Genomic DNA, 21,411 nt, shown 5'->3' with positions numbered 1-21,411 from the left:
TGAAGCAATCGTGTAGAATAAAAGCAAATGATTTTTTATAGGAGGAAAGCTGATGCGAATTGCCATTACAGGCGGGACTGGACTTGTCGGCAAAGCTCTTACTGAATCCCTCAGAGCGGATGGCCATGATCTTTTTATTTTAACGCGAAATGAGGAAAATGGGTATCAAAAGGGGGTCACTTATGTGAAGTGGCTTTCTAGAGATGCGGATCCTGCAAGTGAGATTGAAGCTGTTGATGTAATCATTAATCTCGCTGGTGAGTCCATTAATAGTGGACGTTGGTCAGATGAAAGGAAAGCGCGAATAGTAAATAGCAGAGTAAGTGCAACGAACGAAGTAGTTTCTATCATTAAGCGCTTAAAGCAAAAACCAAAATTACTTATTAATGCCAGTGGAATTGGTTTTTACGGTACCTCAACTGTTGATACTTTTACTGAAGCAACTGAAAAAGCCGGAAATGATTTCCTTGCACAAACAGTGGAAAAATGGGAGGCTGCAACCCTAGAGGCTAGAGAACTTGGTGTTCGAACCGTATTTGCCCGCTTTGGAGTAATTTTAGACAAGAAGGATGGTGCTTTGCCAAGGATTGCTCTTCCTTATCATTTGTTTGCAGGAGGAACGGTTGGCTCTGGAGATCAATGGCTTTCTTGGATACATATTAAAGATGTCGTTAACGGAATTCGGCATGTGATTGATTCAACTGAGCTGTCTGGCCCCATCAATTTTTGTGCTCCTGAGGCAGTGACGATGAAGAGCTTTGGAAAAACGCTTGGATCTGTCTTAAATCGTCCTCACTGGATTCCTGCCCCCTCGTTTGCACTTCAGCTTTTACTTGGTGAAATGAGCATGCTTGTGCTAGAAGGTCAAAGAGTTATTCCAGAAAAATTACTTAAAAGCGGTTTTTCGTTCACATTTCCGACTCTTCCAGAAGCTCTTCATAATATTTACTCATAAAAGAAGTATGCAAATGGTTCGTTAAGGTAAAAATTAGTAACGTGAATATTACCTTAATGAAAGGATGTTTTTTGAATGAGTGATAAGAAGAAAAAGGATAAGTCTAAAAGCACGTTGTCAAGCATGCAAGAGGTAACTTACTCACGAGAGTTCAAGCTTGCTGACCAAGCAGGAGGATTCTCAGGTAAAAAGTCGAGACATTAAACTTTTTCCATTCATAACAATGTCCGGGAAGGTAAATGATAAAAGTACGGGAATATGTTACATTTCCGTACTTTTTTCTATGAAAGGGGCAGATGGCATTGAGTAAAAAACAAACACTTCCACAAACACCAAAAAATATGAAATCAGACGGGTTGGATGTAGAATTTAGCCGCGATCTAGCGGACCATGACGACTTAGAAGCAATGGCTCGTTCAAAAGCAGCAGATAAGCGTGCAAAAAGCGGGCAGAACCAAAAGTTCTAAGGAAGAGATTAAAGTTGTGCACAACATTATCCACATCCCTGTGGATAATGTTAACAATTCACCTTAAATATGTATATAAAGGGCTCCCTCTACCAATAGTTATTCACAACCCTTCACAAAACCTGTGCAAAACTGGGTGACAGACACCCTTCGTGGACACTTTAGGCTATTTGTCCATCGAGGGTGTCTGTCACCGCTCGTGGACACTTTGGGTGAATTTGTCCACCAGTGGCGGACAGTCCTCTCATCTTCCTCGTTAAAATGATACATGACACTAGAATTTCCCTATGATAATATGATTCTTGTAGTTACATAAATTTAGTAACCCTAATTATCACCCAAAAGGAGCTGAAGCGCTTTGAAAATCGAGTTGATTGATCGTTTTATTTCTTATGTTGTTATTGACACGCAATCAAATGACGAAAGCAACATTTGCCCTTCCACCCCTGGTCAGCTTACACTTGCCAATAAGCTTGTAGATGAGCTAAAGTCAATTGGCCTAGAAGATATTAGTATAGATGAAAATGGCTATGTTATGGCCACCCTTCCAGCAAATACAGATAAAGAGGTTCCAACGATTGGTTTCTTAGCCCATCTTGACACCGCGACCGATTTTACCGGCAACGGAGTGAATCCATTACTTCACGAAAACTATGACGGCAACGATATCGTTCTCAACGAAGACCTACATATTGTCCTTTCACCAAAGGATTTTCCTAATTTAAAAAACTACATCGGACATCATTTAATTACAACCGATGGAACTACTTTACTTGGCGCTGACAACAAAGCTGGAATAGCGGAAATTATGACTGCTATGGCCTACTTAGTACAGCATCCTGAGATTAAACATGGGAAAATTCGTGTCGCGTTTACACCTGATGAGGAAATTGGACGTGGACCACATAAATTTGATGTTGATCAATTCGCTGCCACTTATGCCTATACAGTGGATGGTGGACCTATTGGAGAGCTTCAATACGAAAGCTTTAGTGCTGCTGCTGCAAAGATAACAATCAAAGGAAATAATATACACCCGGGTACCGCGAAAGGTAAAATGGTTAATTCAGCTAAGATCGCAATGGAATTAAACAGCCTCCTTCCAAATGAAGAAGCACCGGAATATACAGAGGGCTACGAAGGCTTCTATCATCTTCTCTCCTTCCATGGAGATGTTGAAAAGACTGTCCTTAGTTACATTATTCGAGATTTTGACCGCACAAGCTTCAATAATAGAAAAGCTACGATGGAGAAAATTGTTACAAACTTAAACGCGAAGTACGGGCAAGGAACCATTGAGCTTGAGCTTCACGATCAATACTTTAATATGAGAGAAAAGATTGAACCGGTTAAAGAGATTGTTGATATTGCTCACGAGGCAATGACTAAGCTTGGCATTGAGCCGATTATCGAGCCCATTCGTGGAGGAACTGATGGTTCTCAACTTTCCTATATGGGTCTACCAACTCCAAATATTTTCACTGGCGGAGAGAACTTCCATGGGAAATTTGAGTTTATCTCCATTGATAACATGCTAAAGGCAACAAATGTGATAGTGGAAATCGCTCGACTATTTGAGGAAAAAACAAACTAAAAGGTGACTGTGCGCCCCACGTGGACAAATCAGCCTGATCTGTCCACGGAGGGTGTCTGTCACCTTAATTTGTTTGCGAAGTGGGTTATCTTGGTTTCATCAAGATTAAATTGGCTTTCTTTTACTTTGTGAACTTTTTTGATGATGAATCTTTCTAGCATATTCATTTTTGCGAAGTCCAGTTCATAGCCAAATACTTCCTTAGCAACTGCCTGGTCTATTAAGCTTTGAGGAAATGCTTGATTAAACTCCTCTGCTATGACAGATTGGTCCGGGTGTCCTGCACACAAAAATAATCCAACCTTTTTTGAAAGTAAGGTTTCTAGATGGGTTTCCAAATAGGATTTGAGTTCTTTTTGAACTCTCCCCATATAGATGGATCCCCCTATTATTACTGTTGAATAGTCAGAAAGACCTGGTACCTTGTCCTTTAAAACATTCACTGTATTAACATTGCTAAACTTCTCTCTTAGCAGGTTTACCGACTTTTCCACCGTTCCATGCTTCGTGGTATAAATGATTAAAATACTCAATTTTTCTCCTCCTCTCTCCCGTTTTGACTATAACCTAACTAACTAGTTGCAATATATTCTTCAAGCAAGTTCTATCTATTTCTATCTTACTAATTCCACTTCTTAAATATCTTTTTATAGTAAAATATTCACAAAATCTTCAGATATTTATAAAAGAATAATCAGTCACTTTTCCCTATAAACATTTTCAAATTATTCTGATATATTTGAATCACTCGTGTTACTAAATAATTGAAATTCTACATACCTTTTCAACTAGTAACATAGACCATAGGATGGAGGGAAAAATTTGAAAATCTCAAAAGTTATATCCACAGCCGCTGCTTTAGCACTAAGTGTAGGGATGCTATCTACAACTCTACCAATTAGTTCAAAAATAGCAGCAGAATCAGCAAGTGGTTCACACGCTTCCCACTCACATGCAAGTGGTTCCCCCTTTGACCTCGGAATTGCCAATGACGAGCGATTAATCAAAATGCTAAAAGCATCAGGCAAAATCGCACAAAATGCAAGCCCAGCTGAGGCAGAAAAAGCTTTAAACAAATTCCTACAAAACAAAGCAACATCAGCTGAAAAGGAAGCTGGTGAACTCCATGAAAAGGAAGAAGATGTTCGGGCCGCTCTTCAAAAGGAAATGAAAACTTCTAGCTTAACAAATGGAAATGGAAACAAGCTAGGTCAGACAAAGAATCAATCCGTTGACTCTGTTCAAGAAGAAGCATGGGACGGGGGCACGAGAACAGATAAAGTACTGGTTGTACTAATGGAATACCCTGACCTCCCTCATAATACACTTACCCCAGAAGAAACCGATATGTACTACGGGGGTGAAGAGGCATATTCTCAAGCTCACTATCAGGACATGCTTTTTGGAACAGGTGGATGGAAAGGTCCAGATGGCAAAACCTATGTATCTATGAAACAATATTATGAACAACAATCTGGTGGTAGCTACTCTGTCGAAGGTACGGTCGCTGGATGGTACAAAGCTAAAAACCCTGCTGCATATTACGGTGGAAACGTCCCTACTCCTGATGGTAGCGACGCAAGACCAAGAAACTTAATTGCTGAAGCACTTAATGCTGCAGCAGCAGATCCAAATGTTAATCTGGAAGAATATGACGAATGGGATCGTTACGACCTTGACGGCGATGGAGATTATCTTGAGCCAGACGGACTCGTTGACCATCTAATGGTTATCCACTCTGGTGTTGGTGAAGAAGCTGGCGGTGGAAAAATCGGTGGAGACGCGATTTGGTCACATCGTTGGAACCTGGGTGGAGTTTACCCGATTGCTGGAACAGAAGCTACTGTCCCTTATTGGGGTGGAACAATGGCTGCTTACGACTACACAGTTGAACCTGAAGACGGCGCAGTCGGAGTTATGGCTCACGAATTCGGCCACGATTTAGGCCTTCCAGATGAGTATGACACTCAGTACACAGGTCAAGGTGAACCAGTTGGTTACTGGTCTATTATGGCAAGCGGCAGCTGGGCGGGCGCTCTACCTGGTTCTATGCCAACCGGCTTTAGCCCATACATGAAAGAAATGCTACAAGCTTCTGCAGGTGGTAACTGGCAAACAGGTACTGAAATTGACATTGCAGATGTATCTAAGGCAGGCGTTGAAGTCCTTCTTGATGAAGCAGCTTCAAAAGGTACTAATAACGATGTGTTAAAAGTAACACTTCCTGACAAAGAAACAGTCATTACTTCTCCATACAGTGGGGAATCAATGTATTTCTCAGGTAGCGCCAATGATTTAGATAACTCTTTATCTACTACTCTAGATTTAACGGATGCAACATCAGCTAAGTTGACATTCAAAACATGGTACGACATTGAAGTTGATTGGGATTATGCTTCCGTTCAAGTTAATGGTGAATCAATTCCGGGAAACCTAACAACAACAACTAATCCACATGACCAAAACCCTGGGAATGGAATCACAGGCTCTTCTAATGGGAAATGGGTGGATGCAGAATTTGATTTATCAGCTTTCGTTGGTGAAGAAGTTGAACTTTCTATCAACTACTGGACTGATGTAGCTGCAGTACTTCCAGGTCTTTATGTAGACGATGTAGCAGTAAGTGTTAACGGAGAACAAGTTGTATTTGATGATGCTGAAGGAGAATCATCATTCGTATCTGACGGCTTCTCAAAATCAAATGGAGTTGTAACTTCCGAACATTACTACTTGCTGGAATGGCGCAGCCACAACGGCGTTGACGAAGGATTAGCAAATATTCGTCGTGGTGCTAGCTTAATGAGTTATGACCAAGGCTTAGTCGTTTGGTATGTTGATAAAAAGTTCGATTCTAACTGGACAGGAATTCACCCTGGCGATGGTTTTGTTGGTGTCGTTGACGCGGATCAGCACACGAATTACTGGAGTGACGGTGCAGTTGGTTCTACTCGCTATCAAATTCACGATGCAGCCTTCAATGTTAATAAAACAGATAAAATGTTCTTAGATTACACTAGTACTCTAGGAATCACAATGAAAGATAATTTTACTCAACGCTCTCCATTATTCGATGACAGTGCAGATTATTCAAACGAAGGTTTGGTTGATGCTGGACGTAACGTACCTCAATTTGGGTTAAAGGTTCGCGTAATTGGCCAAAGCTCTGATGGCACAGTTGGTAAGATTCTTCTATTTAAATAATAACTAAGACGGACGATGGAGTGCGCTCCATCGTCTTTTTTTGTCGTGCTTCCATTTTTTTCTGAAAATTAAAATCCTTTTTGATATGATGAATGTAAAGATTCAAACTACTTAACGGAGGCCATTTATGGAACGTTTGACTGACCATTTAATTGTCATTTCGTTTGACTGCTTATCAAGCCTAGATTTTCCTCTTCTAGAAGCACTACCGAATTTTCAAAAGCTATTAAGAAATAGCTCCTACTGTAAAAATGTTCAGACGATTTATCCCTCTGTTACGTATCCATGTCACGCAACAATCGTTACTGGAAAACTGCCTAAGAATCATGGAATTATTAATAACACCCTACTCCAGCCTGGAAAGGTCTCTCCAGATTGGTATTGGTACAGAAGAGATATCCAAGGAACTACCTTGTATGACGAAGCAAAACAAAAAGGGATGAGTACAGCTGCTCTTCTTTGGCCTGTTACAGCAAAAGCAAATATTGACTATAATATGCCCGAGATATTCGCCAATCGTCGATGGCATCACCAAATTCCTATTTCTTTAATGAATGGAAGCTCGCTTTATCAGCTTGAAATGAACAAAAAATTCGGCCATATCAGAAAGGGACTTTCCCAGCCTGAGCTCGATGACTTTGTACTTGAAGCTGCTGTTGAAACCATTCGTATAAAAAAGCCAAACCTAATGCTGATCCATTTTACCGATCTTGACACAAAGCGGCATGAAACTGGTTTTTCATCAAAAGAAGCAATTGCAGCGATTAAACGACACGACCAAAGACTCGGCCGAATAATGGATGCCCTACAGTCGGCAGGAATTTTTCATCAATCTACTATTATCGCATTAGGCGATCACAGTGCCCTCGATGAGTCTAAAGTGTTAAAGCCTAATGTACTTTTTCGTGAGCACGATCTTCTACAAGTAGGGAAAAATAATCAAGTTACCAACTGGAAGGCATACTGCAAAAGCTGTGATGGATCTGCATATATTTATATAAAGCATCAAGACCAAGAGACTTTGACACGTGTTCGTGAATTACTGGACCGTTCTGAAATCGAAGCAATATGGTCTTCAAAAGAAGCTTCTCAATTCGGAGCAGACCCAAATTGCAGCTTAATGATAGAAGCCGCTAGAGGATATTACTTTCATGAATCACTTGAAGGCGCTTTTATTGATGAAGTTACGGAAACAGACGTTGCATCAAAAAAGTATACAAAAGCTTGCCATGGCTATTCACCAGAAAAAAGTGACTACAATACCCTCTTCATTGCAAGCGGCAATGGAATCCGCACCGGCCAAGCCCTCACATCTATGAGGCTTATTGATGAAGGACCAACACTTGCTCGCCTCCTTGGACTCGACCTTGGGGCAATTGATGGGAGAGTGCTAGAAGAGTTACTAATAATGTAAAACGTTTGTAAAAATAGTTCCAAACCTAATCTATGAAGCTATTTTTATGTAAAATGGAAGTAACCATCCAAGGGGGAATCTTATGAAGCGCTTTAACAGAGAAGAAAAAAGCTGGATTATGTATGATTGGGCAAGCTCTGCTTATTCTATCATTATCTCTACTGCTGTCTTTCCACTGTTTTATAAGGCAGCAGCTAATAACTCCGGAGTTGATGCAGCCGATTCAACTGCGTATTTAGGCTATACCATTGCAATTGCAACATCAATTCTTGCTCTAATAGCTCCCATATTGGGTACAATTGCTGATTATCAAGGCTTTAAGAAAAAGTTCTTCACCTTCTTTGTTGCATTAGGGATATCAATGACAGCAGCACTAGCATTTGTCCCGAGTGATCAATGGCTATGGCTTTTAATCTTTTACACGATAGCTGTAATCGGTTCGTCCGGATCCAATGTATTTTATGATGCCTTTTTAGTTGATGTTGCCACAGAGGACCGAATGAGTCGTGTGTCTGCACGTGGGTTTAGTCTTGGATATATTGGAAGCACCATTCCTTTTATCATTAGTATCGCGGTTATTATGCTTGCACAATCTGAGATCATTCCCATCACTACTACTTCAGCAAGTCAAATCTCATTTGTCATTACAGCTCTTTGGTGGGGGTTATTTTCGTTACCAATATTCAAAAATGTACATCAAATTTATTACATTCCTCGTGACCCTAAACCTGTAGCAAGCAGCTTCAAAAGGCTAGCTGAAACCTTTAAGGAAATTAAAAAGTATCGAGCTTTATTCTTATTTTTACTAGCGTATTTCTTTTACATCGATGGTGTTGGTACCATTATTACGATGTCGACTGCATATGGAACGGATCTGGGTATTGGTTCTACGACACTATTAATCGTATTATTTGTTACCCAAGTTGTTGCTGCTCCCTTTGCAATTCTGTACGGGAAGCTAGCCGAAAAGTTCTCTGAGAAAAGAATGCTTTACGTTGGAATCATAGTTTATATAATTGTTTGTATTTATGCGTTCTTTCTTGAAACAGCCACTGATTTCTGGATACTGGCCATGCTTGTAGCCTCATCTCAAGGTGGAATTCAAGCCTTAAGTCGATCATACTTTGCAAAGCTTGTACCAAAGGAACGCTCTAATGAGTTTTTTGGCTTCTACAATATTTTTGGAAAATTCGCCTCGATTATGGGGCCACTACTTGTTGCAGCAACGGCTCAAATAACAGGCCATACAAGCAGCGGTGTTTTCAGCCTTGTAATCTTATTTATTATTGGTCTTGTAATATTAACAAAAGTACCTGAACCAAAGTCTTCATAATGGAGTAAAACCCACCGTATGGTGGGTTTTCTTGTATGACTAAATCTTGAAACCTGCTGTTAATTCTCGTAGATTTTTCGCCATTTCAGACAACTGTTCGGTTGTTCCCTCAATATTGGTCATCGTTGCGAGTTGTTCTGAAATACTTGTACGAATTTCATCAGTGCCTGTAGCGGTTTCTCCTGCTGTCTGTGCTAAATTACTCATTGCCATTTCCATTTCATTTGTTGATAATGCTTGTTTTTCAGCTGCTGCATCAATTTGGTTAATCTCATTTAAAATCTCTTGAATATGAGAAATAATATGTTGAATGGCATCGGATACTTCATTGGATTTCTCAACTCCAGCTGTTACCAACTCCTCTACTTCTAGAACAGACGAAACGGCTGAAGATGTTTTCACTTGGTTTTCCTGTACTAAATTTGAGATTTGTAAGGCTGCCCGATTGCTTTCGTCTGCAAGCTTACGAATTTCATCAGCAACAACACTGAAACCTTTCCCCGCTTCTCCAGCACGTGCTGCTTCAATCGCTGCATTCAACGCTAACAAATTCGTTTGAGCAGAGATACCCGTAATAATCTGAATGAAATCACTAATTTTGTTTGAAGAGGTATTCAACTCATTAATGACTATGGTCACGTCTTTTGACGATGCAGCAATATCTGAGATAGACGATACTACTTCCGTTATCTTTTTTGAGCCATTTACAGCTGCCTCATGAACCAATCTAGTATTATCTGCTGTTTGTTTCGTTGCTTTTGAAGTACGACTAGAGAAGCTTGCCATTTCAATTAAATTTCCTGTCGTTTCCTCCATTACTGCCGCACTTTGCGAAGTTCCAGATGCAATTTCTGAAACGGTATAAGTGATTTGCTCAAGTGATTTTGTCGTTTCACTTGTTGCATCTGTTAACTGGTCACTTGATTCTGAAATAGTTTCAGCGGATCCAGCTACTTCTTTTATGATTTTTTGAAGCTTTTCTACAAAGGTATCAAAACTTTTGCTTAGCTCGCCAATCTCATCTTTACTTTCGTACCCTATTCTGGCCGTAAGATCTCCGTTACTTTCGGAGATTTCCTTGAGCTTAGATGTGACTCTTCTTGTAGGGATACTGATAGATCTAGCAATAAAAATGGAAAGCAATAAGGTGGTCACAAATGCAATTACAATCACAATAATCGTTATTACTAAAGTCGTCTTGTAAACAGTCTCACTCTCGTTATACGTGTTTTCAGCTTGTGCAATTTGTAGATCGATGATTTTATCAAGTGTGCTTACTGCTTCCTTTTTTGTTGAATCTAGTAGCAACATTTCCTGAGGGGGTCCCTGACTTTCTACATTGGTCTCCGTCTCTGCCTGCTCCTGTACACTTTCTACCCCATTGCTTTCGAGGAAAGATGTCATCGCCTCTATATACTCATTGTAGCTAGCCATAAATTCATTGTAGTTACTATTATTCTTATATTCTTCTAGGCTTTCATTTGTACTGGCAATTTGTTCTACGATTTCATCTTGAATGGATTGCATCTCTTCCTCATCTTCACTAGCATCCTTAAGTGAATTGGCTAGAGTTCTTATGTTTTCAATATCCGATTTAATTGACTCCAGTTTAACGATTGGTACGAGATTTTCATTATTTAGTGTTTGAATATTCGAGTTCACTTCTGAAATTTGAACAAGGGACGTTACTCCACTTATAATAAGAAAAATAAAAAAGCTAACTGTGAGAACAGCAATTTTCTGTCCAAATTTGAGATTTTTCAATAGATTCATTTTTTTTCTTCCTTCCACGACTATTTCATATAGGTCATTCTAACTAAAGAATGTTTCTATATTAAAAAGGAAGTATGAAAAAAGTATGAACAAAAAAAGCTTGAAGTCCTGGCTTCAAGCTTTTCGGTCTATATTAATCTCACTTAAGTGATAACACTTCATCAAGTGTTTTTCCATCAATAAATACAGACACTTTGTTCACACTATCAAACTGAAGTGCCGTTTCTTCAATTTGTGCCTTTACCCGAGGGTTATCAAGTGCCCCACCAAGTTTTAGATTGCCTGTTAGTTCAATAACTGCCTCACCATCGTCAATTATCACACTTTTAATTTCTAAGTCTGATTGATAAAGAGAATGATAAAACCCAGATTGGCCGTACATTTGCTCATTTAAGGATAAAAGCTTGGTAAGTGCTGCCTTTAATGGGGCCTTTGTAGGTTCAATATCCACTAGTACCGGTATAGCACTATCGTTTGCACCAATCTTTTTTCCGCTAGCTCCATTGTCTTCTATTCCAATAAGGAATATTTTCACCTTTGTCACACCTGTACTTCCTTGATCGGTTGTACCCGGATTGTCATCTGAGTCTCCGGCATCCTGCTCTTGCCCCGGATCCTTTACTGGCTTTTCCCCAGACGACTGATTGTCCCCATCATTGCTTGTAGGCTTCTCTCCCACTGATGGTTGTGACACGGGCTTTTCTTCAACATCGCTCTTCGTACATCCAATAAGTAAAACAAATGAAATGAGTAGTAGTCCGAAAAGTTTCCTCACCCTTTCCCCCTCCATACTATTGTCTTACTTCATTATATTACGATGAAAAAGAAGGTTACCTAATAGAGGAAAGAAAAATTTTTTTTACATTAAAGAGGAATAATGTTAGAAAGACACATCATAATCAAAAATATCCCCCATCTAGCCGATAGAGCTTGCGATATCTTTCATTTTCTTTAAGTAAATCCGAGTGTATGCCATCAACAGTAATTTTCCCTTGTTCAATTAATAAAACTCGATCAGACCGATCGATAAAGGTTAAATGATGAGTAATCCATAAAATAGTCTTGTCTTTACACACATCAAATATCGTCTCAAGTAACTGCTTTTCTGTTACTGGATCAAGTCCCACCGTTGGTTCATCTAAAATAATTATCGGTGTGTCTTGCAGAAGAACTCTGGCAAGAGCAATTCTTTGTCTTTCTCCTCCCGAAAAACGTATCCCGGTCTCATGTAAAGATGTATGATAACCGTTGGGCAGAGATTCAATATACTCATGAAGTTGAACCTGACGAGCAGCCCAGTAAACTTCCTCATCTGTTGCACTTGGTTTTCCGAGCCGTATGTTATTCAAAATACTCGTATCAAATATATATGGCTGTTGATTCAAAATAGCAATCCAGTTCGAAACCCTACCTTTTAAAGTAGTCGCTTCTACACCATTTATCTTAATTGACCCCTCTGATGGTGACATAGCACCTTCAACCAACGTAACAATAGTTGATTTTCCCGCACCACTTGGACCTAAGAGTGCGACCTTTTCCCCTCTTAAAATGGACATGTTTACCCCATCAAGTATATTCCTGTCATCATAATGAAAGGACACTTGATTCAAGTCTAACATTGCTTCACCGGATGGAACGGAATCATGATCTTTCTCCTTCTCCCATCTATTTTCTAAAGTTGATAATTGGTTAAGCCTCTCAAACGAGTCACGATAGGAAGGAATTTCACTGATACTATCTGATATAGGTAAGAACACTTCCGTCAATGGGAAAAGAATTAACACAAATGCCGCTATAAATGTATACGGAATGCTTCCACTTCCGCTTTCCTGGGCTGTCCATGCAAGCATAGAAACAACCATAACAGCTATAAACAATTGAGCTATGGTATTCCGCCAACGGTCAAACTTCATCTTTTTTGAGTCAATATGGGTTAATTCTTTCTCCTGCATTTCGTAAGCTTGGATGAATTCATTTTGCCTACCGCTAAATTGCCATTCACTTATCCCCATGACAGCATCGGTTAATTGCTCATATAGATGATGTCGCTTCTTTTTCACTTGCTTCACCTTTGATTTCGTAACGAGTAGGGTAATTAACGGAAATAGAAATACTAAGACTGCACCATATATGGCCATTACCAGTGCAAAGGTAACCGAGTATACCCCTAAAACAATCAGTGAGATGCTATATAAAAGCAAAGCAACAAGACTAGGAAATACAGTTTTTATATAAATATCTTGTAGGCGTTCAATATCATCTGCAAGAACGCCAAGAAGATCACCTGTCTTTAACTTATATTGTGGTGATAAAATAAATGGCTCAATAGCTTTATATACTCGGACCCTCATACTCGAGAGAATTTTAAGTACCGCATCGTGGCTGGTAAGCCTTTCTACATACTTTGAAACGGCACGGCTTATACCAAATGTACGCACTGCTACGATAGGTACATATATCATTAATATCGTTTCCGGTTGTGTTGCCGCTTTTGAAATCAGGAATCCAGAGGTAAACATTAGAGAGGAAGACGAAATTACCGTCACCAATCCTAGTAGGATAACGATGAGAAATAATCGCTTATTTTCTTTTATATACGGGAGAATCCATCCTTTGTTACTCATACGCTCCCCTCCATTTGAGTTATTGCCAACTTATAATACTCTCCCTTTTTCTCCATAAGCTCCTTATGTGTTCCTTCTTCCACTACCCTTCCCTTTTTCAAAAAGTACACGTAATCCATTTCTTGCATCCAATGTATTCTATGGGTAGCAATAAATACTAGCTTGTTAGTAAACAAGCTTAGCATTTTTTCTTTCAACTCATATTCTGTCTCCACATCGAGGTGCGCTGTTGGTTCATCTAATAAAAGGACTTGTCTCTTCCCGAGGAAAGCTCTCGCTAATGCAACTCTTTGAGATTGTCCTCCACTTAAGGATCGTCCACCTTCTCCAATCTTTTCATGCAAACCATTCGGAAGTTCTTTCACGAGTTGCGATAATCCTGCTTGTACAACAGCCCACTCTACTTCTGCAGTAGTTGATTGTGGTGAGTAAAATTTAATATTATTCAAGAGTGTGTCATGAAAGATATACGGATGCTGTGGAATATAGTTCACCTGTTTTTGCCATTCTGGTTGATGGAGATGGGTACATCTTTGTTTATCTATCTGTATGTTCCCAACGCTAACCTCTACAAATCCAGCAATTGTATCAATTAAGGTTGACTTACCAGCCCCACTCTCTCCAACAATACCAATCTTTTGAAGTCCATTTACTGACAAACTTACCTCTGATAGTGACTCTACTCCATGCTGTTCATACTGAACGCTAATAGAATGAAGCTCCAATCTATTCTTATTGCTCCAGTTACTAATTTTAAGATTCTGCTCTACAGTAAACGGTGGGATATTAGCTATTTCTAAAAGCTTTCTACCTGCTTCTTGACCATTTAAGGTAGCATGATAATCAGATCCAATTTCTCTAATTGGTAAAAAATACTCTGGAGCTAATATTAAGATCGCCAAAGCAGGTTCTAATAACATTTCTCCATCCACTAATCGCAAACCTAGAAATACGGCCACTGTAGCAATAGATAGCATCGTAAAAAAATCCATCGCAAACGAAGAAAGAAAGGCGATCTTTAACGTACCCATTGATGTTTTTCGGTATCTTTCACTAACCTTTGCAATCTTTTCCGTATGTGAACGACTAAGCCCTAAATAGGTTAGCGTTTCGAGGCCTCTTAATGAATCCACAAAATGATTAGATAATATACGAAACATTCCCCATTGCTTATCTGCTTTCTTTTTCGCAGCTAATCCTAGCAATATCATAAAACCTACTAAAATTGGGACCGTTATAATTAAAATGATTGCGGAGGTTTTGTCTTGAAAAAAGATATAAGCAAGGATGCTAACTGGTATTACTGACATGTTTAGCATTTTAGGGAGAAATAAAATCAGGTACTGCTGAAATTGCGCAACGCCTTCTATCAATAGTGTAACGATGCTTCCTGTTCCAAGTTGCTTTGATACCCTAGGACCTATGTGGAACAAATTTGTTAATACCGTCTTTCGCAAGTCTGCACCTATTTTATTTGCATACAGGTATATAATTTTTTGTTTTATATGTACGGTCACATATCGAAGAATGAAAAATCCAACAAAAATACTAATCAATTGATTCAGGTCTTCAATCGCATCTCCATGAAATAGATGAGTGACCACCCGCGCAAGCAAAATCGCTTGCAGCAGAATGGCCACTCCTTGAATAGCAGTTAAAAAGGTAAGGACAGCAAGTATTCGTTTTATTCCTTTGTATTGCAGAAACCCCTTGCCCATTAATAAACCATTTCCTTCCCATCTACACGTTTTCTAAACACATAATAACTCCATATTTGATACCCAAGAACAAATGGAAGTAAAGTTATGGCCACATAAGTCATGATTTTTAGGGAATAAGCTCCTGAAGCAGCGTTGTATACCGTTAAATCATACAGACTATCGATTGAACTAATCATCACTCGAGGAAATAAACCAACAAATATAGTTGCAACGGTAAGAGCTATCCCTGCTCCACTAAAGATAAAAGCTAGCCCAACCTTTTTACTTTTTATAAAGAAAATCACTAGTATATAACTAACAACAATAAGTCCAATCATTGGAATAGTTGCTTCTCCTCGATAGGTGAAGAGATCAGTTTCAAAATAGGATAGTCCAACAAACGCTACTAGAGCAACTAGCACAGGAATCATTAATATATTCGCTAGCTCTCTAGCTCGAGCTTGTATATCCCCAACGGTTTTTAAAGAGGTAAATAATAGCCCATGTACTAAACATAAAAGAGTGACAGTCACTCCTCCAACGACAGTATAAACGTTCACATAGTCAGAAAAGCCAGCTCTTAATGTCATCGTTTCATCAATCGGCATTCCTCTTAAGATGCTTGAAAATAATACCCCGAACAAAAACGGAGGTAGCAAGCTCCCGAAAAAAATAACCCAATCCCATGACTGTGTCCAATTCACTTTGTCTACCTTCCCTCTAAATTCAAAAGCAACTCCTCTTCCAATTAACGCCAGAAGAACAAACACAAAAGGAATATAGTAGCCACTAAACATGGTTGCATACCAATGTGGAAAAGCTGCAAAGATTGCTCCACCTGCTGTTAATAACCATACCTCGTTCGCATCCCAAAAAGGGCCAATGGTATTGATCAGTACACGTCGTTCAAAATCATTTCTGGCTAATAGACGTACCGACATACCCACCCCAAAATCAAAGCCTTCCAGGAAAAAGAAGCCAATGAACAGAACAGCTACTAGTATGAACCAAAACTCACTTAACTCCATCACTGATACACCTCCTTGTCAAATGGGTCAATTGGAACATCAATCGATCGAACATCCTCATGATGATCAACTCCTTTTTTAATCTCTCTAATAAACAAGTACACAAGCACGATAGCTAAAATTAAATAGATAGCTGTAAACGCGATTAAAGAAAATAACAAAGACTGAACAGAAACATTTGGTGATACAGATGCAGCTGTTGTCATTAGTCCAAATACAGTCCACGGTTGTCTTCCAATTTCAGTCATGATCCATCCAGCAGAATTTGCGATAAACGGGAAAGATATAAGTCCTACTAACAGCTTTAAAAAGAACGTTCTCCTCATGAGTGATTCGGTAAATTGAAACCACAGACCTAATGCAGAAACCAAAATCATTACACCCCCAGCACCTGCCATAATGCGGAAGCTCCAAAACGTTGTTTTTACTGGTGGAATATAATTTCCTGGACCATACTTTTCTTCATATTCCTTTTGAAGCGTAAGCATTCCTGGTACACTACCGGAAAACTTCTCATATGTTAAGTAACTTAATATGTATGGAATGCTTATTTCGAATGAATTTTCTTTATTGTCTGTATCAATATGTGCCCATATTGTCCAAGCCGCAAGATCACCACTGTCTTCCCACAATGCTTCACTGGCAGCCATTTTCATCGGCTGTGATTCCATTAAATGCTTAGCCTGCTCATGTCCGCTAAAAGCTACCCCCACTCCAGATACGAGTGATACTACCATTGCTATTCGGAATGATCTTGCAAAAAATTCAACTTCTTGTTTTTTTAGAAGCTTATATGCACTAACACCACCAATAAAAAAGGATCCTGTAGCAAGCGCACCAAAAATGACATGTGGAAACTCAACGAGGAGCTGCGGATTTTTTAACAAAGCAAAGAAATCATTCATCTCTGCTCTCCCATTTTTCATAACAAATCCAACTGGTTCCTGCATAAATGAATTCGCTGCTAATATCCAAATTGCTGAAAGCATTGTTCCAATCGAAACAAGCCAGATACATAATAAATGGACTTTCTTAGATAGACGGTTCCAGCCAAAAATCCATAAACCGATAAAAGTAGACTCCATAAAAAAAGCTAATAAAGCTTCAATAGCAAGCGGAGCACCAAATACATCCCCGACAAATCTAGAATACTCTGACCAGTTCATCCCAAATTGAAATTCTTGAATAATTCCTGTTACGACCCCGACAGCAAAGTTAATCAGAAACAGATGACCCCAAAATTTTGCCATCTTCTTATAGATTTCTTCATTTTTGACGACATAGAATGTTTGCATTAACGCAACCATAAACACTAAACCAATCGACATTGGTACAAATAAAAAATGGAATATCGTCGTAGCTCCAAACTGAAGCCTTGCCAAAAAAAGCTCTGTCATTAGCCCTCACTCCTTTTGTTCATTAAATGTTCACTAATTCACAAGAGTGAGTATAGCTTAGAAATTTGTTTAAATGTTGAAGTAAATTTATACACTTTGTGACATTTGTAACACACAAGACAAAATTATAGAATTGTAGACAGGAAAAGCCACCCTATATTCCAAGGGTGGCTTTTCTTGTTTATTTAATTCCACCCAGAGAAAGCAAATTAATTGATCGTCTGTGGGGGCTCTTCCATCCAACCGTTCTGAATCATGATCTTTGCTCCCTCATGGGCATATTCAAAAATATCCTTCATATATGCTGCAAATTTTAAAGGTAAATCGTTGCGAAGGCTAAAAGCGGTTCCGATTGAATTTCCTCCTAACGAAAAGCTGCAGAAGAGACTTATACAGTGCATCATTATTTTATCTGAAAATGTGTCATTGAAGGTGTATCAGGCATTTTCATTTCCTCCACGCGTCAAAAAATAGTTTTCTTTATTTTGTACGTGAATAAAATAAAAATTCTATTGTTCTAATAATACCTACTTCTGGAAAATCATAATATTTCCTTTACTCTTCCAACCACACCATTTTCTAGCATCACCTTGATTCCATGCGGATGAGTAGGGCTATTTGTAAGGATTTTTGCAACCATACCTTCCGTTAGTTTCCCTGTTCGCTGATCTGCTTTTTGTACCACCTTTACTTGGCTACCTATTTTTATGTTTTCTCTTTTTTGAGACATCATCATTCTTTTCCGCTCCTCTATTATGAATAAGATAATTATCCACTATTTTCACCATATCTCCAAATGCTTAAAAAAGGTAGAAAAAAGGATATAGACCCAAAATAGTCTATATCCTTTTACTATTTATGAAAAGATTTTTTGTTCAAGTGTCACTTGATTGATCTTCTTAATATTTGGTTCAAACCCAATTCCAGGTAAGTCCGGTACAGTAATAAAGCCGTTGCTCATTTCTACTTCCGGTAAGATAATATCTTCCTTCCAGTAATGCGAAGAAGGGGCTGTGTCACCTGGAAGCGTAAAGTTAGCTAGTGATGTAATCGCGATATTATGAGCTCTTCCAATTCCTGCTTCTAACATTCCACCACACCACATGGGAATCTCATTTTTCACACACAGATCGTGTATCTTCCTTGACTCTGTAAGCCCTCCAATACGACCAATTTTTAAATTAATGATTTTACAGCTTCCGAGCTGAATAGCTTTTCTTGCATCTTCAGCTGAGTGGATACTTTCATCTAAACAGATAGGAGTCGAAAGCTTCGCTTGTAATGATGCATGATCAATGATGTCATCACAGGCAAGTGGCTGTTCAATCATCATTAAATTGAATTCATCTAATGCTTGAAGATGATCGATATCCTTTAATGTATAAGCACAATTGGCATCAGCCATTAAAGGAATCGCAGGAAATTCTCGGCGAATAGATTTCAATATTTGAATATCCCAATCAGGCTTGATTTTTACTTTAATACGCTTATATCCTTCTTTTAAGTACTCATCAATTTGCTTAAGCATCGCTGCTTCTGACTTTTGAATCCCTACACTTACGCCCACTTCTATCCGATCTTTCACTCCACCGAGCGCTTTAGACAAGGAAAGATTCTTTTCTTTTGCGTATAAATCCCAGACGGCACACTCTAATGCAGCCTTTGCATTATAATTGCCACGGATAAACTGAAAACGCTCAGACACATCATCCGGATGCGAAATGGGTTCTTTTAATAATAGGGGGATTAGAAAATCACTCATGATATGCCAATTGGTCTTTACTGTTTCTTCGTTATAAATTGGCTCAATAATTGAAACAGACTCCGCCCATCCTGATAAACCACTTTTCGACTGTACTTCCACGATAATGAAATCCTTATCCACCTCCGTACCGACACTCGTAGTGAACGGGGTTAACAGATCCATTTTTACATGCCTTAAAATGATGCTCTTTACTTCCATTTCACATTCCCCTTGCTATAGCTTTTGTAAAACGTAGTAGTAGTGGTTTTCCTTTTCCTTCAGCAAATCAGTAGCGGTGTAACCTTTTTTAAAATAGTGAAGAAACACCTTTCGAGTTGCCTCTCTCCATTGTTTAGCAAGTGAGAGATCTTCTGTTTTAATCGTCTGAAAATTCCCTGGTACCGATACGAAAAGGGTATCAGGAGCTAGGTTCAAATGAATTTCCACAGGATTTAAGTTTCCATTGAACTGATCTGTTCTTATAACGTGCAGCGCGTCTCGGTCTAAGTCCCTTTTCATACTCTTGGACTTTAGCCTCCACTCTACTAAAAAACGGTCGGTTGCCATTCCTGAGTTCAATCCATCATTCATCTCACCGTACACATCTTCCATATACGTAGAACAGACGCCGCCAAGTTTATGTAGGTTTAGATTTGCATTCACGGTTTCGAGCGGATCATATGTCCATGTGATTAACTCATAACCCTTAAGAAGCGCTGTTTTCTTCTGAGCCCATTTCAGTTTCTCGCCGACACCAAATGCACGATAATCAGGATGAATCCCGAGGCTGTGAGAGCAAAGATACGCTTTCGCTCCATCAAATCCTGGGAAGCTATATTGAAAACCAATAAGCTTCTCATGGAGAAAAGCACCAAGAACGAAGCCGCCATTTTTCACTGCGGCTACCGTTTGGTTGACCGGTACAGAATCTTCCAAACTCCAAATTAGAGCCTCTAATTCACGTACCTTTTCTAACTCTGTGACAGTTTGAAGGTTGCGAATGCTTACTTCATCGTTCAAATGTCTTCCCTCCTTTACCGGAGTCATTACCAAGTTTGTTTGTCCGCTTCCAATAACAGCTTTGTTAAAATTTTTGTTCCATTAAGTAATGCTGTAATGTCAAATTTCATATTAGGATGATGCAAGCCTGGTTCCAGTCCGCAGCCTAATCCAATCATGGTGGCAACCATATCTGGTCGCTTTAATGTGTAGAAGTGAAAGTCTTCTGCACCAGGAGAGTCACACATGGGTACGAGACATTTCTCTCCCAGCACTGATTTAATGGCTTCTTCAGCAAGCTTTACAGCATGTTCATTCTTTACTGCAGCAGGAGAATAACTATCTTGTTGGAAAACAATCTTTGTTTTCGTTCTATCCTCAATGGATTGAATCGATTGTTTTGCCTCTTCTATAAGCAACTTCATGGTTTCATTCGATTTTGCACGAAGATCAACGCTGAATCGTGCAGTTTCTGGAATAAGATTCGATGACTCTCCACAATGAAGCTCAGTCATTTTGATCGAGTATGGCACATCGGTTTGGACACGAATATTTTGAAAAGCTTGAACCAAAAGGGCGGCAGCTTCAATAGGATTATTGCCTTCCTCCGGTCTCGCAGCATGTGCCGGTGTTCCTTTAATCGTACCTCTTATACAGCTTGATGAACCGTGCAAGATCACTGGAGCCGCCATTCCATTTGCGACCTCAAATGCAGGGCGCAAATGAATTCCACAAAGAAACTTTACATTGTCTAGTGCGCCTTCTTCAATCATTTTAAGCGCACCCTCTGCCTTTTCCTCTGCTGGCTGAAAGATAAAACGAATGGTATGATGATGGTTTATTTTAGCAAGTGCAAGTGCTGTGAATAACACCATCGTACTATGACCATCATGACCGCATGAATGATTCGCTTGTACGACACCATCTATCTCTTGCAAGAGAGCATCCATGTCAGCACGAATCGCGATTACCTCATTACTTTCACCCTTAATTTCAGCAATCAACCCATAATGGCCATGAAAGGTTTGGACATCAAATCCAGCCCTTTCTAGCTTTTGCCTTACATACAGAGAGGTTTTTTCTTCCTTCCAGCTTGGTTCGGCAAGCTCATGAAGTTCTTTATACGTATTCAAAATTTGTTTCCGCTCTGTATCTATAAAGTTTTCCAAAAGAACCATTTGT

The 21,411-nt window shown here is 39.3% G+C and carries 18 protein-coding genes and 1 pseudogene; 7 read left to right on the top strand and 12 right to left on the bottom strand.

Annotated elements, in window-relative coordinates:
• Positions 1 to 52 precede the first annotated feature (52 nt).
• From ACGLXV_RS16945 to pepT, 4 genes are all read left to right on the top strand, one after another.
• Positions 53 to 955 carry a TIGR01777 family oxidoreductase gene (locus ACGLXV_RS16945; RefSeq protein ID WP_391559553.1) on the top strand — a complete coding sequence of 301 codons (903 nt, stop codon included), beginning with the start codon at positions 53 to 55 and terminating at the stop codon, positions 953 to 955.
• Between the two features lie 75 nt (positions 956 to 1,030).
• Positions 1,031 to 1,159: a YfhE family protein gene (locus ACGLXV_RS16940; protein ID WP_084362114.1), complete on the top strand. Its 129-nt coding sequence runs from the start codon at positions 1,031 to 1,033 to the stop codon at positions 1,157 to 1,159.
• Between the two features lie 92 nt (positions 1,160 to 1,251).
• Positions 1,252 to 1,422: a YfhD family protein gene (locus ACGLXV_RS16935; protein WP_119707016.1), complete on the top strand. Its 171-nt coding sequence runs from the start codon at positions 1,252 to 1,254 to the stop codon at positions 1,420 to 1,422.
• Between the two features lie 358 nt (positions 1,423 to 1,780).
• A complete protein-coding gene (gene pepT / locus ACGLXV_RS16930; RefSeq protein ID WP_391559552.1) occupies positions 1,781 to 3,016 on the top strand; it encodes a peptidase T in 1,236 nt (411 codons plus the stop codon).
• 59 nt (positions 3,017 to 3,075) lie between these two features.
• On the opposite strand, the gene ACGLXV_RS16925 is transcribed toward pepT, so the two are convergent.
• Positions 3,076 to 3,549, bottom strand: coding sequence for a flavodoxin domain-containing protein (locus ACGLXV_RS16925; RefSeq protein WP_391559551.1), 474 nt, complete (start codon positions 3,547 to 3,549; stop codon positions 3,076 to 3,078).
• 289 nt (positions 3,550 to 3,838) lie between these two features.
• On the opposite strand from ACGLXV_RS16925, the gene ACGLXV_RS16920 reads away from it, so the two are divergent.
• The 3 genes from ACGLXV_RS16920 (at position 3,839) to ACGLXV_RS16910 (ending at position 8,964) form a co-directional block, all read left to right on the top strand.
• Positions 3,839 to 6,217 (top strand): immune inhibitor A domain-containing protein, encoded by a 2,379-nt coding sequence (locus tag ACGLXV_RS16920; RefSeq protein WP_391559550.1) that lies wholly within the window; start codon positions 3,839 to 3,841, stop codon positions 6,215 to 6,217.
• 127 nt (positions 6,218 to 6,344) lie between these two features.
• Entirely contained in the window at positions 6,345 to 7,631 is a 1,287-nt protein-coding gene (locus ACGLXV_RS16915; RefSeq protein ID WP_391559549.1) for an alkaline phosphatase family protein, read from the top strand.
• An 82-nt stretch (positions 7,632 to 7,713) separates the two neighbouring features.
• Positions 7,714 to 8,964, top strand: coding sequence for an MFS transporter (locus ACGLXV_RS16910; RefSeq protein ID WP_391559548.1), 1,251 nt, complete (start codon positions 7,714 to 7,716; stop codon positions 8,962 to 8,964).
• Between the two features lie 39 nt (positions 8,965 to 9,003).
• Here the strand turns inward: ACGLXV_RS16910 and ACGLXV_RS16905 are convergent, their stop codons facing one another.
• The 11 genes and pseudogenes from ACGLXV_RS16905 to ACGLXV_RS16855 form a co-directional block, all read right to left on the bottom strand.
• Complete coding sequence (locus ACGLXV_RS16905; RefSeq protein ID WP_391559547.1) at positions 9,004 to 10,737, bottom strand: methyl-accepting chemotaxis protein; 1,734 nt, start codon at positions 10,735 to 10,737, stop codon at positions 9,004 to 9,006.
• A gap of 139 nt (positions 10,738 to 10,876) precedes the next feature.
• Positions 10,877 to 11,512 (bottom strand): GerMN domain-containing protein, encoded by a 636-nt coding sequence (locus ACGLXV_RS16900; RefSeq protein ID WP_391559546.1) that lies wholly within the window; start codon positions 11,510 to 11,512, stop codon positions 10,877 to 10,879.
• Between the two features lie 124 nt (positions 11,513 to 11,636).
• Positions 11,637 to 13,361: a thiol reductant ABC exporter subunit CydC gene (gene cydC / locus ACGLXV_RS16895; protein WP_391559545.1), complete on the bottom strand. Its 1,725-nt coding sequence runs from the start codon at positions 13,359 to 13,361 to the stop codon at positions 11,637 to 11,639.
• Positions 13,358 to 15,079 (bottom strand): thiol reductant ABC exporter subunit CydD, encoded by a 1,722-nt coding sequence (cydD, locus tag ACGLXV_RS16890; protein WP_391559544.1) that lies wholly within the window; start codon positions 15,077 to 15,079, stop codon positions 13,358 to 13,360. Before cydD ends, cydC begins: the two co-directional genes overlap by 4 nt.
• Positions 15,079 to 16,089: a cytochrome d ubiquinol oxidase subunit II gene (gene cydB / locus ACGLXV_RS16885; protein ID WP_391559563.1), complete on the bottom strand. Its 1,011-nt coding sequence runs from the start codon at positions 16,087 to 16,089 to the stop codon at positions 15,079 to 15,081. The genes cydD and cydB overlap by 1 nt, the downstream gene beginning before the upstream one ends.
• Positions 16,089 to 17,486, bottom strand: coding sequence for a cytochrome ubiquinol oxidase subunit I (locus ACGLXV_RS16880; protein WP_391559543.1), 1,398 nt, complete (start codon positions 17,484 to 17,486; stop codon positions 16,089 to 16,091). The genes cydB and ACGLXV_RS16880 overlap by 1 nt, the downstream gene beginning before the upstream one ends.
• Positions 17,487 to 17,695: 209 nt before the next feature.
• Positions 17,696 to 17,905: pseudogene (locus tag ACGLXV_RS16875) on the bottom strand (DUF3231 family protein); the annotation flags it as partial.
• A 122-nt stretch (positions 17,906 to 18,027) separates the two neighbouring features.
• Positions 18,028 to 18,219 (bottom strand): YwbE family protein, encoded by a 192-nt coding sequence (locus tag ACGLXV_RS16870; RefSeq protein ID WP_391559562.1) that lies wholly within the window; start codon positions 18,217 to 18,219, stop codon positions 18,028 to 18,030.
• Positions 18,220 to 18,342: 123 nt separating this feature from the next.
• Positions 18,343 to 19,449, bottom strand: coding sequence for an o-succinylbenzoate synthase (menC, locus tag ACGLXV_RS16865; RefSeq protein WP_391559542.1), 1,107 nt, complete (start codon positions 19,447 to 19,449; stop codon positions 18,343 to 18,345).
• A 15-nt stretch (positions 19,450 to 19,464) separates the two neighbouring features.
• On the bottom strand, positions 19,465 to 20,250 hold the full coding sequence (locus ACGLXV_RS16860; protein WP_391559541.1) for a GNAT family N-acetyltransferase: 786 nt from the start codon (positions 20,248 to 20,250) through the stop codon (positions 19,465 to 19,467).
• Positions 20,251 to 20,276: 26 nt separating this feature from the next.
• On the bottom strand, positions 20,277 to 21,407 hold the full coding sequence (locus tag ACGLXV_RS16855) for an amidohydrolase (protein WP_391559540.1): 1,131 nt from the start codon (positions 21,405 to 21,407) through the stop codon (positions 20,277 to 20,279).
• Between the last annotated feature and the right edge of the window lie 4 nt (positions 21,408 to 21,411).

This window comes from Robertmurraya sp., from assembly GCF_036676585.1.
GTDB lineage: Bacteria > Bacillota > Bacilli > Bacillales > Cytobacillaceae > Robertmurraya_A.
Note: the sequence above shows the minus strand (reverse complement) of the source record. Positions and strands in the feature narration are given on the sequence as shown.